This window comes from Planctobacterium marinum, from assembly GCF_020687805.1.
In the GTDB taxonomy this organism is placed as follows: domain Bacteria; phylum Pseudomonadota; class Gammaproteobacteria; order Enterobacterales; family Alteromonadaceae; genus Planctobacterium; species Planctobacterium marinum.
Genome location: NZ_JAJEWQ010000006.1, coordinates 29854 through 44718 on the forward strand (window position 1 = coordinate 29854; position 14865 = coordinate 44718).

Sequence of the window (14865 nt, forward strand, 5' to 3'; positions counted from 1 at the left end):
CTATGAGTAATAATTGGCTCCGCAGCTCTGCGGATGTTTTCGCCCAAGGTCCGGTTGTTCCGGTATTGGTAATCAAAGAACTGGAGTACGCAGTGCCATTGGCAAAAGCGCTGATCGCTGGCGGCATTAAGGTGCTTGAAGTGACATTGCGCACACCGGTTGCTATCGATGTCATCGCAAAAATTGCTCAGGAAGTGCCTGAAGCTGTCATTGGTGCTGGCACAGTAACTAATCGTGAGCAGTTAAAGGCTGTTACCGAAGCAGGTGCGCAGTTTGCTATCAGTCCCGGGTTAACCCCTGATTTGCTGAAAGCAGGTCAGGAGGGGTCTATTGCCTTGATCCCAGGAATAGCCTCTATTTCTGAGTTAATGGTGGGCCTGGATCACGGCTATGATCATTTCAAATTTTTCCCGGCAGAAGCATCGGGCGGCATCAAAGCCATCAAATCCATCAGTGGACCCTTCCCGGATGTGACATTTTGTCCTACCGGTGGCATTAGCCCCAATAACTATCTGGACTATCTGGCGTTATCTAACATCAAGTGTGTTGGTGGCTCCTGGTTGGCACCGGAAGATGCCATGGAGTCAGGTAACTGGCAGCGCATCACTGAACTGGCAGCAGAAGCCGTTGCGGGTGCAAAGACAGTCAGCCAAAACTAATTGGCGTCTGGAAACAGAGATCAGAAAACCAGCAGTTTTGCTGGTTTTTTTGTATCTGCAGGTTGCCCATTTGTCAACGGGCACTGACCGTGACTATCAGGTTATCGATATAGCGCCCGGCGGGTTTAAAGTCTACATCAGTAACCTTAACTTTAAACGGAATTGAGCTGGTGGAGAGTGGGTTGTAATTGGTATAGCCTCTTGAAAATCCGCCGGCGGCATCAAAGGTACTGCCATCCATCGTTACCTGATAGGGGATCAGGGCTGAGCTATTTTGATGTTTCAGGCCTCTGTTTTCCGAAGCAACAGAGACGGTGTAATGAACATTGGAGTAGATATCAACATTCCAACTGGCGCTGGAGCCGTTATACAGGTTTCCCAATTCCACATAATAGTAACTGCCTGAGCCTGATACCTTCGAGTTGGTGGGCACACTGACATCCAATACAGAAGGAACTTCAGCTGACACCGTCGCCCACACTTCCGGCGAAATGTGATAGCCGTAATAGGTGGCGACAATACTGGTGATACCTGTGTAATTTCCGGCGATTTGTGCATCAGTACTGCGCAGTTGTGCCCAGACTTTCAGGTTTTTTACCCGATATACCGGCACTGCCCAGGCAATACGCCCGTTTATTGAATACTGCGCAAAATGATTGCGGTGTCTGTCTACCAGGTCTGTTTCCATGTTGTCCTGACCTGAACTTAATACCAGTGACGTGTTGTTATCTGTGTAGAAAAGAATGTGGGTTACACAATCATCGGTTCTGTCTGAGAATCTGACTGTGATTGGGATCGTTTGTTGGTTTCGTCTGTTGGCTCGCCATGACAGTGGATCGGTACTGACAGTAAAGTCCGTCGGGCAGAAGTCATAGTAGTACGAATCCGCCAGGCCGGGTTTAATGCTGAGTGCAAATAACCAGAGCAATACTGTGCCAACCAGCATTGCTTGTTTTAAGGGGAATCTGCCAGTGTTAACGCTCATTCTGATACTTTCTCGCTGTCTTTTAGTTTCACTATTCCCAGTCTAATCAGGCTGATTTCTCCTGCGGTTACTGTTATGTTGGCCTGCCGCTGACCAAACTTAATGATGTATTCACCCACCCCGATACCTTCAACAACAAACCGGCCTTTTCGGTTGGTAAACAAGGTTGCGGAATAATTCTCGCCGGTAATGGTACCTCGTTGCAATGATAACGGGTTGTTGTCCGGATCTTTGACGTAGCCTAATACCGTATATGAAAGATCCGAGCCAATTGTTAACACATGACCGGTATTTGCGCCACCAACGATATTATAGGTACCAGGCCCCCAGTCGTAACCAAACGGCACATTGAGGGCGTTAATATTAATAATCCCTTCGGTATAACCTGAGCCCACATTTACCAAACCGCCAAGTGCTGAACTGGAAGCGCCTAAACTCAATCCGGTGGGGGATGGGTTGATTTTAATGTCTGCTTTTTGCAGCGTTTTATGGGTTTCGATTACGGCAAAAGGTGTTCTGATATTGCTGCCAACGCCCACTTTACCATCCGCTATACCCAACGAACTGGAAAGGTTAACCCGATAATCGTTGCTGCGGGATAAATTGCTGCGTTGCTGGGTTCTGGCGCTCACATCCAGTCTAAATCTGTTGTGAGTATAGCTTCCTGCCAGGTTAACTGATTCCAGGTCATCGGATTTATTACCCTCCAGACTATACCCCCAGTCGTCCTGATAGTTTCGGTTTATTTTTGCATAACTGGCTCGCAAATTATTATTCTGACTGCGGTAATCAATCCTTTTTCGCGTGAGGCTGCGGTTGTCAAACGCTGACCAGTTAAAATTGATAAACAGGCTGTCTTCATCCTGAGTGACCAGACTATCATTGTTTTGTCGTTGATACTGGATACTGACTCGCATGTTTTGATACCGCCAGTTCAACTGCGCCGAAATGTTTTCCGAAGTGCGGTTTTGATTGTTCTTAGCCCGTCTGGCATTGATGTTAAAATCCATCTTTTCGGTGATAAACCAACTGTAATTTAGTGACCAGCTTTCATCGTTCAGTGAGGTGGGCGATTCCAGCCAGGGCGATTGGACAAAGTTCTTGCGCTTTTGATAGCTCAATCTGAGATTGGGCACGCCGAAACTGGAACTGCCAAATACCGTGTGTTCTGAATCCAGAGAAATCGCTGAACCCGGTGTATCCTGGTATTCACTGGTTGTCATGCGCAGAGTCAGGTTGCCGTATTGCGTCCCGGTGGTAACTGAACTGCCAATCAGGAAGTTACCTTCGCTGTATAGCGCGTTAATACCGGCGGTCAGCGTATTACTAAGTCCTGCCTCATAAAACCCTGTCATGACTAAAGGATCGAGATAATCATAGCTGAAATCGCGAAATTGACTGGGATATCCCATTTTGAATGCCCAAACGGATAGCCCTTCTTCCAACAATTGGGAGTTAAAAAAAGTGTTAAAGGTAAAAGATTCGCGTTCGCCGTTCGCATATGTTGCCACCACTTCTACGTCATTTTGCCCTGTGCTTAGCGGCAGGTCGTTTAAATCATAGCGGCCCGGGTTTAGTCTGACCTTGGCAACTATGTTGTTATTGACGATGACCTGCACTTCACCGGCCTGTTTCATATAAAACTCTTGAGAATTTGTGGGGCTGATTCGTTTCAATGGTTGTAGTTGTTGATATGGCGTAGAAATGCTCAGTCCGCCGGCATTGAGGGCAGGCAGGTGGCCTTTGTTAAAACTGGAAATGTCACCCACTTCGATGCGCCTGGGTTTGACAAAGTCATCTTTAAACAGTGTTATCTCGCCGCGATATACTTCGCTGTTGTTATCATCTTTTTCAAAAAATGCGGACCAGTCCAGGTTATAGCCATCGTGCCCGCCGAAATTACTTTGTGCAATCCAGTCAAATGCCAGGGCATCGTTTTCCTGATTGGATTTGTCTATGCGCAGATTAAAATTGTTAAGCACCGACCAGCGGGCCGCCGGACTGGGTTTGGCTAAATAATTGCGGTTGCCGTAAGTTAACTGATCCACCGCCATAGCTTCCGGCGTTAAGGTCAATTGTACTACCAGATCTTTGGTGTTCAGCGCCAGGCTGATGCCGCGCTCCGCTAATTCTGTAATAGGAATTTCACCCTGGTAGTTATTCAAAAACCGTTTCAGGTCGTCATTGATTAACTCCGCCAGTGGCAGGGCAAGTGCATCCCCTTCAACACTGTGCAGGCTAAAGTTATCTAATACAAAGGTGACTTCACCGATTTTCCGTTCCTGCCATTGAACAGGCAAGCCCATGCTGTACATGGCAGCATGGGCATTTAGGGTCAAAAAAAGCAGTATGAGTAATGCATTACTGCGCATTGTCGGCAGTCACCAAATTGACTTGCGCGGGTAGAGGAGATTCAGCAATGAGTTCTTTAATATTGATAGATAACTTATGTTCCGGCATTAGGAAGGTCACCGGCATATTTTGTTGTAACCACTGCCAGTTCCCGGTCATTTCACCATTGATGTGAATAGTGCTTTGTACCAGATTCACCACTGCATCACCGGTATTGACTATGTTCAGGTAACAGTGCTCTTTGTCTGTACAGTCCAGCGTCTGGAGTAACTGTCCAACAGTGTCAGGTTGAGAGACAAATACCAGCGTCGCAAAGTTAAAAATCATATTAACCTGAGAAGCCTGGCCTTGTTGTTCGATAGGGAGCTGTTTAAAAACAATGCGGTAAGACTGGGTTTTTTCAAAATCCGGATCTCCCAGAAATTGTGCTCTGAATACCTGATAGCCATTGGCAGGCACATCAACCTGGGGAGGCAGCACAATAAAGTCTTCTTCAGTTTCGGTGAGTATTTCCTTTTGGTTTTCATCAAAACTGCGCTTGTAAACGACGACTTCAATGGGGACCGGAGTGTCACTGGGGTTGATAACGCGATAGGTGACTGCGGAACGATTCCCGCTGGTGTGAAGCTCTGCCACCATAGGCTGCACCTGATAGGCGAACGCGCTGACGGAGAGGCCTGATAACAGAAAAGAAATTACCCATATAACATGGCGTAAGTGAAGCATGTGTGCACTCCGTTTTTTTTATTTTTATACAGGAAAGCAAAAGTCGGCAGGGCGCCGACTTTTGCTTAAATTGGTATGCACATTTATAACTCAAAATGGGGATTGAGTCACCTGCTACCTTAGTTGTAGGATACGGTGACCGTGATGGTATCTGAATATGAACCCTCGTATTCGAAACCGGATACCTGTGGTCTGATTGACACTGTTTTAGCGACAGAGTCACCTTTGACATCACTCCCCGAGCTTTGATTAACTTCCTGGTCGGAAGTCAGGCTTAAACCAGTCGCCGTATCGGAAATATCTAACAGGTAGCCAATGTCTTTGCCGCTGTGGGTATCATTTTTTAGTACACCACCATTCGCCGATGAATAGGTAGTATTGGCGGTACCTTGCCCGGTGTTACACCAGATTTCGACGCTGGCAACATCCTGTGAATTCGTGGAGGCCAGATCCAGACTGGTAGCACCATTTGCCTGAGTTCTGTTCACCTTACATTCCGGGAGAATTTCTCCACCGATATCAAACGAGGTTTGTTCAGTGTCGTCTACTGAAATGGTGGCAGCAACGTTCAGTGATGTAGCCAGTGTGGAAAAAGCAATTGTTTTAATAAAAGTGTTCATTTGTATTCCCCTAAAATTCTGTTAACTAATTTTGTTTTAATTCTGTTGGTTTATTCGTAAGAAACGGTAACTTCGATGGTGTCAGTGTATGTTCCGGCGTATTCAAATCCGGTAACTAAAGGTTTTACTGAAACCGAACGGGTTGCTTCTGCACCGTCCACACCTTTACCCGAAACCTGATTGACGGTTTGGTCTCTGGTTAGCGATAAATCATTGGCGGTGCCGGAGATATCAATAGAGTAGGCGATTTTCTTTCCTTCCTGGCTGACCATGTAGCCACCATTGATCGAAGAATAAGTCGTTTTGGCTGTTCCTTGTCCGGTATTACACCACAAGGAAATAGAAGCTGTTCTTTGCGCTTCGGCTGATGACAGGTCCAGCGCGGTTGCTGTGGTCGCTGCATTATTAGTGACTTTACATTCAGGTAAAATCTCGCCACCGATATCAAATGAGGTTTGCTCGGTATCATCTACGGAAATTGTGGCATTGGCATTTAAAGCAGTAAAAGCAGCGATAGCGATAAGTGTTTTGTTGATAGTTTTCATTGTATGGCCTCTCAAGCATTCGGTTAATTTTGTTTTTGGGGATTTCCCCGTTTGATTAACTCAATGCAGGAGTGGTGCCAACTTTTTCAAATGATGCTGTGAATTTCTCGAAAATTAATTCGCTGCGAAATAAAACATATAAAAAACAATACGTTAACTGTTAAATTTATAACGTAATTTTTTGAAATTATTTTGAATGGCTCTAAATTTGTGGTGCGAAGCGCAGATCGGCTCGACTTGGCGAGCAAAAATTTGACGCACATTTACCGGCACAACAGACAATATTCCAGCTGTCATATTTTTGGCAGTCAAAAACATGACACTGCTATCGCATTGCCATTGGCATACACAAATTTGACTGTCGTTTGTATCGTCGTATGTTTATAACCCGGCGCAGGGCACCCTATATTTTAAAATTACCGATAGGCAGTTTCCTTGTTTGATTCGGACGCAACCAAACAAGATTGGGGGAGCAGAAGCAGAACTGTTTAGTTATAGGATACGGTAACGGCTATTGTATCGCTGTACGAACCGCTGTTTTCAAATCCACTAACCTGAGGAATAATTGCAACATTGCTGGATTGAACTCCACCTTGCACACCGGTACCGCTGGCTTGCTGTACCGTCTGTGGAGAGCTCAACGACAGTGCGCTGGCATTGTCACCGACATTAATATTGTAAGCGATTTGGTTGCCAGACTCGTTGACGAGATAACCATTGTTTGCTGAAGAATAAGTGGTATCCGCTGAGTTTTGTCCGGTGTTACACCAGACTGAAATGGTGGCGGCACTTTGCGCAGAAGCATTGCTTAAGTCTAAACTCGCAGCCTGTTCCGTTGTGGTGTTGGCTACTTTACACTCTGCTGCAATAGAGCCACCAATATCAAACGACGTTTGCTCTGTTGCGTCGAGCGACATTTGGGCTGATGCGTTTATCGCTAAACCGGATAAACACAGCACAGCAGCAAACACTCCTGGTTTCTTCATTGACTTGTCTCTAAAATCGCACCGCATTTATATTGTTGTCAAACAATATAAACGGGACGCTGAGCAACAAATCACGATAAACGCGACCATTGCCTGATACCTTCACACCTTAAAGACTATATCGGCAAAAATTCTGGTTCTCAAGTCACAATTTTGCAAATTTCCTAACTTTAGTTCCGGGTACACTCCTCATCTTGTTTGTTCTCTGTAACATTTGTTATTTCAATATCGGCTTAGGTTGCAGCCAACATTGAAATAACAAAGGCCTCGTCAGAGGCCTTGCAGAATTACTCGTAAGAAACGGTAATGCTGATGGTATCGGAATAGCTACCTTCGTATTCAAATCCGTTAACCTGCGGTCTGATTGACACCGTACGTGCGATTGATGCGCCTTCGATATCTGCGCCAGAACCCTGGGATACAGTTTGCGCGGTAGAAAGGTCAATGCCGGTTTGCGTATCAGAAATATCTAACAGGTAGGCGATATCTTCTCCGGAGTGAGTACCATTTTTCAGTACACCACCGTTAAGCGATTCATAGGTGGTATTAGCAGTGCTTTGCCCGGTGTTACACCAGATTTCAACAGTGGCAACGCCCTGAGCTTCTGTCGATGCCAGGTTCAATGACATGGCGCCAGAAGAGGAAGTGTTGTTGACTTTACACTCGGGTAAAATGGTTCCGCCAATTTCGAATGACGTTTCTGCGGTATCGTCAACCGATATCGCGGCATTGGTGTTTAAAGCTGCAGTCACAGAAAGTAAAGCAACGGTTTTAATAAATTTTTTCATTGTTTTATTCCTAAAGGTTGAAATTGCAGCCCGGCTGTCTCTTGCTCGTTCTCCTAAAAACTGAGAGACCCGTGGATTTCCGTCCTTACCTCGCGATAAGTTTGGCAGGTTTAAAGCGTTCGGGTCTTCCTTAGCAGGTGGTGTGCCAACTTTTAAATTGACACCTAAATCGGTGTGTTGAAACTTCGGTTGTGATATTTAACTGTATGAAATTACTGGATAAAAATGGGTGTCTAATACTTTTGTCCAGGTTGGTTGGTCAAGTTGGCGGCAGGTTTCGAAGCCTAATATTAAGAGTGGGATTTCAATTTTTTGACGGCGTGATTTTGCCGCTTTTACTGTTGCCGGAGGCGAAGGGACGGATAGAGTTCAGGCGCAGTCGATCATGAGATCGACTGCGTTAGCGTGTGGCTTTGGCCTGGTGCGATGGAAAGAGGTGATGTTATTGCCGCTTCAACACAGACAAAATGCTGTATTGATTCATCCGGAATGTTATTGATCGTTGTCACTAACGTGGCACCGGGATTCCAAACTACCAGACTGTCATGGCCAGCATTGTCTGTGACGGTGTGAGCTTCTTTATCTTTAATGGTGACCTGGTTTATCTGGGTTTCGTGGATCCGATCCACTTCGCCATCAAAATTGTAATGTGCCGGTGTTTCAAATGTTTCAAAGTTTTTTGTCTTGTCCCGGTATGGTCCTGTTAAGCCGGTCAGGATCACATCATTTAAGTTGTCGACACGAAAATAGGTGTGCAGTGCGCTGGTAACAGCAAAGGTTTGCGTGTCGGTGTTGTGTGTGGTTAGTGACATTGTTAGTTTGTTACCAATAACGATGTTGTACACCAGTGTAGCTGAATAGGGAAAACCTGGCTGATGGTTACAGCTGAACTGCAATTGTATCTCTGTTTCACCGGATGGCAGGCTATTAATATGAGCAATCGCCCACTGGCTGGTGCGGGCAAAACCATGAGCAGGTAGGTCTGCTGCATTGTCGGGAAACTGATTGGAGAACCATGGCCAACATACGGGAGTGCCACCGCGGATTGCTTCGTTGCCTTCGAGGTTAGCCAGAGGACTGAGCCATAAGCGTTCTTTGTTGTCCTGCTTCGGAATAAAAGAAAACACATGAGCGCCCACCAGAGAAATACTGGCTTTTGCGAATTGATTTTCGATATGGATGACTTGATTGTGGGAAAGCGTATCGATTGAGATAGTCTGCATAGTATTTCTGGTTTTAGTAAAGCGGTTGACGGGTAACTTGCGTACCAATAAAAAAGGCGACATATGTCGCCTCAGAGCGTATTGTTCTCTGCAAAGTTTGTACTACAGAGACCAACTGCCTCTATAGTACAGCAGATTAGTGCTGATTACTTCGCGATGTGTGCCGCCAGGTCAAGAACCTTGTTTGAGTAGCCAATTTCGTTGTCGTACCAGGAGACTAATTTAACGAAAGTATCTGTTAGTGCGATACCTGCTTTAGCATCAAATATGGAAGTGCGAACATCTCCGATAAAATCCTGAGAAACCACTTCGTCTTCGGTGTAACCCAAAATACCGGCCAGCTCTCCTTCGGATGCTTCTTTAATCGCTGCACAGATTTGTTCATAACTGGCAGGTTTTGCCAGGTTTACTGTCAGATCAACCACAGATACATCCGGTGTAGGTACTCTGAATGCCATGCCGGTTAACTTACCATTTAACGCAGGGATAACTTTACCGACTGCTTTGGCGGCACCTGTCGATGATGGAATGATGTTTTGATACGCACCACGACCACCACGCCAGTCTTTCATTGACGGGCCATCGACGGTTTTTTGCGTTGCAGTGGCGGCGTGAACTGTCGTCATCAGGCCATCTACAATACCAAACTTATCATTGATAACTTTTGCCAGTGGTGCCAGGCAGTTTGTCGTACAGGAGGCATTGGAAACAATGTCCTGGCCTTCGTATTCTTTGTGATTAACACCCATGACGAACATCGGCGTGGCATCTTTTGAAGGTGCTGACAGTACGACTTTTTTAGCACCGGCTTTGATGTGGGCACGGGCTGTTTCGTCAGTCAGGAACAAACCGGTAGACTCAACAACGACATCTGTATCTAAATCGCCCCAGGCCAGATTGGCCGGATCACGTTCAGCAGTAATGCGAATGGGTTTGCCATTGACGATTAATTGCCCGCCTTCGACTTCAACTGTGCCTTTGAAACGGCCATGTGTGGAGTCGTATTTCAGCATGTACGCCATGTATTCAGCGTCTAACAGATCGTTAATACCAACAATCTCTATATCATCTCTTTCACATGCCGCTCTAAAAACAAATCGACCGATGCGGCCAAAGCCATTGATACCTACGTTAATTGCCATGAGTATTCCTCGCGATCTCGGTATAAAATGAAAATAAATTACGGAAATTATGTCTTAATACCGACAATATAGCAAAATAATTTCAATAAATGTTGTTTAATTACAGTTTTTCGTAATGCAAATTTCTTCCAACTGTTTTATTTTAGACTGGTTAAATTGGTCTATTATTTAAAATTTGTTGTCTGAATACGTTTGCAGTCACAGCCGCAGCTGTTTCGGATCGCTAGCGGGTGTTGATAGAATAGCCCACTTAAACGATTTTGATACAAGCTAACGTTTAAACGTTTGGACCATGGTTTTGTGACATCTGATAGATATCGTTGTCGTAAGTACCGCTGAGACCACAATGTCCAGTGTTAGCAATGAATAGGAAGCTAAGCCAGCATGACCCCATCTGTGATTGAAAAATTGGTAGAAATTCGTGGCATTGAGTCGAATTACGTCGACGCCTGGGGGAAACCCGCTACGGTCAGTGAAACCAGTAAAGCCAGACTACTGGAAACCATGGGATATACCGTTTCTGATGAGACGGCTCTGCAAACGGAGTTAAAAGAGTTTGTCGCTAACAACTGGATGCAACCGTTAAATCCGGTGCAGGTAAATCGCGAAGGTGAGCAAGTTGTTTGCGCCCTCCGTTTGCCAATTGAATTGGTCAACGACAGTTATGATCTGCGCTTTGTGTTAGAAGACGGCACGGAACTGCATCAGAAACTTATCCCTTCTGATGGTGAGTTGATCAATGTGGCACACATCGACGATATTGAGTTTCAGGAATACATCATTGATATTCAGCACGTATTACCACTGGGCTATCACGATGTACACTTGCTGGGTGATGATGGCGATAAAATTGCCGACATGCGCCAAATCATTGCGCCCAAATCATGTTACAAGCCCGACAATATTGCCGATGGCAATAAAGTGTGGGGGCTAAGTGTTCAATTATATTGTTTACGCAGTGAGAAAAACTGGGGGATCGGAGATTTCACTGATCTGACCTATCTGATTCAGGAAAGCGGTCGTCAGGGAGCGCAATTTGTCGGCCTGAACCCAATTCACGCCTTGTATCCCGCTGATCCCGAAGCCTGCAGTCCTTATGGTCCTTCGTCTCGTCGTTGGCTTAATTTTATCTATATTGATGTCACCAGACTGGATGGATACAGCGATGAAAGTGTCCAGGCGATAGTGAAAGCGCCTGAATTTCAGGCCGCACTGGAACACGTAAGAAATGTGGATTACGTAGACTATGACGCGGTAGTGAAATTAAAGCTGCAGGTGCTGAAAGCCGTATTTGAAGTACAGTGGAAAAAGTCACTGAGCAAAAATACCAAACTCAACAAGGCCTTTAAGGGCTTTATTGAAGAAGGCGGTGAAAGTCTTGAAATGTTGGCAACGTACGATGCTATTCAGGAAAAGTTAGCGTCTGAAGGTAAGGCATCGTGGGGTTGGCCGGTTTTTCCTAAGGAATTGAGTGAGTTTCATAAACCGGGTGTTGAAAAGTTTTTTAAAGCCAACAGTAAAACGGTTAAGTTTTATATGTTTTTACAGTGGCAGGCTGCGCTGCAATTAGATGCTGCACAAAACGCCGCGTATCAGTCGGGCATGAGTATCGGCATCTACCGAGACCTGGCCGTAGGCGTCAGTGAGGGCAGTGCTGAAATCTGGGGAAACAGAGATCTGTACATCACAGAAGCCAGTGTTGGTGCGCCACCCGATGTGCTGGGTCCACTGGGACAAAACTGGGGCTTACCGCCTATGGATCCGGAAACCCTGTATCAGCAAAAATACCAGCCAATTATCGACTTGTTTAGTTCTAACATGAAGTCAGCCGGGGCATTAAGAATTGATCACGTTATGGCGTTATTGCGCTTGTGGTGGGTTCCCAAAGGTGAAAATGCGAAAGCGGGCGGCTATGTTTATTACCCGGTTGATGACCTTCTCGGTATTTTGGCGTTGGAAAGCCACCGCAATGAAAACCTGGTGATCGGTGAAGACCTGGGCACGGTTCCGGATGAAATCCGTATTAAACTGGCGGAAAATGGCGTGCATTCCTATCGGGTATTTTTCTTTGAACAGGCAAAAGACGGTGGTTTTTACTCTCCGCATCATTACCCGGTGCAATCAATGTCGACACTGACAACCCACGATATGCCGACGCTGACCGGTTTCTGGCATTGCCTGGATCTGGAAAAGGGCCAGGAGCTGGGGCTTTACCCAAGTGAAGAAATATTACAAGAGCTCTACAGCAGTCGACACGATAATAAACAGCAGATATTAGATACGCTGCACGGTCACTTCTCTATCCCTGACTGGATGGGACGTCAGGTAGAGCAGGTGGGTATGGTCAAAGAGCTCAATCATGGCATGCAGTATCACATGGCTAAAGGCAGCAGTGCATTGCTGAGTTTGCAGCTGGAAGATTGGCTGGAAATGGATAAGCCGGTGAACATACCGGGAACATTCAAAGAGTATCCAAACTGGAAGCGCAAATTAACTCGCAATCTGGAGCAAATTTTTTCAGATCCGGTATTAAATAGTCTAGCCTTAGGGTTGACCGAAACCAGAAAGAAGGCGTCAGAACAAAAGTAGTGTGTCGCTAAACTGCCTCCGGCAAACATCATCCACAATGAGCAAAAATGGGTAGATTAATGCAAATAGTAGAAAAGTTAGAAGTCGCCAATTGTGGTTCGCCTTTTGAAATGTTGGGTTTAAAAGAATCTGAAAAAGGCCGAACATTAACAGTATGGAAGCCAGGTGCGAAATCTATCAAGGTGAAGGATTTAAGCACGGGCAAAATGCTGGCTGACATGACCCCGGCCAACAAAACCGGGCTGTTCGTTGCAGAATTTGCGCAGCAAGACGATTTTTACTATTCGCTGGATGTCGAAAATGAAGAAGGCGGGTTTAATCAAATAGATCCTTACCAGTTTCAGGAGCAGGCCTATCACGCGGTGCATTTTGTTGATCACCAGCCGGAGAACGTCTACAACCAGTTAGGTGCTCAGGTGTTGTCTTTAGACATCGGTCTGGAAAAGCCTGTGCCCGGTACGCGGTTTGCGGTGTATGCGCCCAATGCTTCTTCGGTGGCCTTGGTGGGCGACTTTAACTGGTGGAACGGAGCCACGCACCCCATGCAAAAAACCAGCATGGGGTATTGGGTTTTGTTTGTGCCGGGAGTGCAGGCGGGCGTGAAGTATAAATACCACGTCAAAGACAGCCATGGAAACGGATTGCCACACAAGGCCGATCCGATCGGGTTTCAGGCAGAACAATATCCCTCTCATGCCTCAGTGGTGTACGATCACCAATCCTATCAATGGCAAGATGCAAAATGGATGCAGCGAGAGCAGGGCAGTGTTTACGAAAAGCCCATGAGTGTCTATGAAGTGCATCTGGGGTCCTGGCGCAAAAAGACTGACGAGAACGGCCAGCTTGCCTATCTCTCCTACAAAGAACTGGCGGCCGAATTGATCCCTTATCTAAAAGACATGGGTTACACGCACCTTGAGGTGCTGCCGGTTCACGAACATCCTTTTGATGGGTCCTGGGGGTATCAACCGGTTGGTTTGTTTGCTCCAACCAGTCGTTTTGGCGATCCTGACGACTTCAAATATTTTGTCGATCAGTGCCATCAGAACGATATTTCAGTCATCATTGACTGGGTGCCAGCACACTTTCCGGAAGACGGTCACGGCTTAGCAAGGTTTGATGGTACGCACGTTTATGAATACGAAGACCCGCGCAAGGGCTGGCATCCCGACTGGAATTCCTGCATCTATGATTTTGGTAAAGATACGGTGCGTCAATTTCTGGTGGCCAACGCATTGTATTGGGTTGATAAGTTTCATATCGACGGACTCAGAGTCGATGCGGTAGCGTCAATGTTATATTTGGATTATTCCCGTAACGACGGTGAGTGGATCCCCAATGTTGATGGCGGCAATAAAAACTACGAGGCCATCAGTCTGTTGCAATGGATGAACCGGGAAGTTTACCAGAAACACCCTCATGCCATTACCATCGCAGAAGAGTCCACTTCATTCCCCAAAGTATCTCGTCCAATATATGACGGAGGCCTTGGCTTTGGCTTTAAGTGGAATATGGGCTGGATGCACGATACCTTGCATTATATTGCTAAAGATCCCGCTTATCGACGCTACCATCACAATGAAATTACCTTCTCTATGGTTTATGCCTTTGACGAGAATTTTGTATTGCCGATTTCTCACGATGAAGTTGTGCATGGTAAAGGCTCATTGCTGCGCAAGATGCCCGGTGATGAGTGGCAACAGGCGGCGAATATGCGCCTGTATGCCGCGTTTATGTATGCCCATCCGGGTAAGAAGTTAAACTTCATGGGGAACGAGATTGCGCAGTCTGCTGAGTGGAATCACGACAGCTCGATAAACTGGCACCTGTTAGAATTTGATAAACACAAAGGAATTCAAAGCCTGTACCGTGATCTGAATCACTTGTATCAGCAACAACCTGCATTGCATGAACAAGACTGCCATCATGAGGGCTTTGAATGGATAGACCATCACAATTCTGAGCAAAGTATTCTTTCATTTGTCCGAAAATCAAAAGATGGCAAAGAAAAGGTGTATATAGTCAGTAACTTTACGCCGATTCCTCGCGAACAATTCCGATTAGGGGTGTTGGACAAGGGCAACTATCAGTTATTGCTGACTTCTGATGATAAAGACTATTGGGGCAGCGGCTTTAACTGTAAAGACAACGTCAAGTCTGAAAGCGTCGCCTGGAATGACCGCGAGCAGTCAATTTGTATTAATATACCGCCGTTGGCCACCTTATACATTTTACATAAAGAAAAATAGC

The 14865-nt window shown here is 46.0% G+C and carries 12 protein-coding genes and 1 riboswitch; of the genes, 3 read left to right on the forward strand and 9 right to left on the reverse strand.

Going from position 1 to position 14865, the window contains the following annotated elements; all coding sequences use genetic code 11:
* The first annotated feature begins 2 nt into the window (after nt 1-2).
* Complete coding sequence (locus LJ740_RS18015; protein WP_229530527.1) at nt 3-659, forward strand: bifunctional 4-hydroxy-2-oxoglutarate aldolase/2-dehydro-3-deoxy-phosphogluconate aldolase; 657 nt, start codon at nt 3-5, stop codon at nt 657-659.
* A 73-nt stretch (nt 660-732) separates the two neighbouring features.
* Here LJ740_RS18015 and LJ740_RS18020 read toward each other — a convergent pair whose 3' ends face one another.
* From LJ740_RS18020 to gap, 9 genes are all read right to left on the reverse strand, one after another.
* On the reverse strand, nt 733-1644 hold the full coding sequence (locus LJ740_RS18020) for a hypothetical protein (protein ID WP_229530528.1): 912 nt from the start codon (nt 1642-1644) through the stop codon (nt 733-735).
* Entirely contained in the window at nt 1641-4016 is a 2376-nt protein-coding gene (locus LJ740_RS18025) for a fimbria/pilus outer membrane usher protein (RefSeq protein ID WP_229530529.1), read from the reverse strand. The genes LJ740_RS18020 and LJ740_RS18025 overlap by 4 nt, the downstream gene beginning before the upstream one ends.
* Nucleotides 4006-4722: a fimbria/pilus periplasmic chaperone gene (locus tag LJ740_RS18030; RefSeq protein ID WP_229530530.1), complete on the reverse strand. Its 717-nt coding sequence runs from the start codon at nt 4720-4722 to the stop codon at nt 4006-4008. The genes LJ740_RS18025 and LJ740_RS18030 overlap by 11 nt, the downstream gene beginning before the upstream one ends.
* Nucleotides 4723-4841: 119 nt before the next feature.
* Nucleotides 4842-5342: a hypothetical protein gene (locus tag LJ740_RS18035; RefSeq protein ID WP_229530531.1), complete on the reverse strand. Its 501-nt coding sequence runs from the start codon at nt 5340-5342 to the stop codon at nt 4842-4844.
* A gap of 50 nt (nt 5343-5392) precedes the next feature.
* Nucleotides 5393-5887, reverse strand: a complete 495-nt coding sequence (locus tag LJ740_RS18040; protein ID WP_229530532.1) for a hypothetical protein — start codon at nt 5885-5887, stop codon at nt 5393-5395.
* Nucleotides 5888-6375: 488 nt separating this feature from the next.
* Nucleotides 6376-6873 (reverse strand): Csu type fimbrial protein, encoded by a 498-nt coding sequence (locus tag LJ740_RS18045; RefSeq protein ID WP_229530533.1) that lies wholly within the window; start codon nt 6871-6873, stop codon nt 6376-6378.
* Between the two features lie 287 nt (nt 6874-7160).
* The gene (locus tag LJ740_RS18050) at nt 7161-7661 is read right to left on the reverse strand and encodes a hypothetical protein (RefSeq protein ID WP_229530534.1); all 501 of its coding nucleotides are present in this window, start codon (nt 7659-7661) and stop codon (nt 7161-7163) included.
* A gap of 21 nt (nt 7662-7682) precedes the next feature.
* Nucleotides 7683-7777: riboswitch (cyclic di-GMP riboswitch) on the reverse strand.
* Between the two features lie 267 nt (nt 7778-8044).
* Entirely contained in the window at nt 8045-8947 is a 903-nt protein-coding gene (locus LJ740_RS18055; protein ID WP_229530535.1) for a D-hexose-6-phosphate mutarotase, read from the reverse strand.
* Nucleotides 8948-9030: 83 nt separating this feature from the next.
* On the reverse strand, nt 9031-10026 hold the full coding sequence (gene gap, locus LJ740_RS18060; RefSeq protein ID WP_229530536.1) for a type I glyceraldehyde-3-phosphate dehydrogenase: 996 nt from the start codon (nt 10024-10026) through the stop codon (nt 9031-9033).
* A gap of 384 nt (nt 10027-10410) precedes the next feature.
* Here gap and malQ point away from each other — a divergent pair, with 384 nt between their 5' ends.
* Together malQ and glgB are read left to right on the forward strand one after the other, a co-directional pair.
* Nucleotides 10411-12615: a 4-alpha-glucanotransferase gene (gene malQ, locus LJ740_RS18065; protein ID WP_229530537.1), complete on the forward strand. Its 2205-nt coding sequence runs from the start codon at nt 10411-10413 to the stop codon at nt 12613-12615.
* Between the two features lie 59 nt (nt 12616-12674).
* A complete protein-coding gene (glgB, locus tag LJ740_RS18070; RefSeq protein ID WP_229530538.1) occupies nt 12675-14864 on the forward strand; it encodes a 1,4-alpha-glucan branching protein GlgB in 2190 nt (729 codons plus the stop codon).
* The last annotated feature ends 1 nt before the right edge of the window (nt 14865 follow it).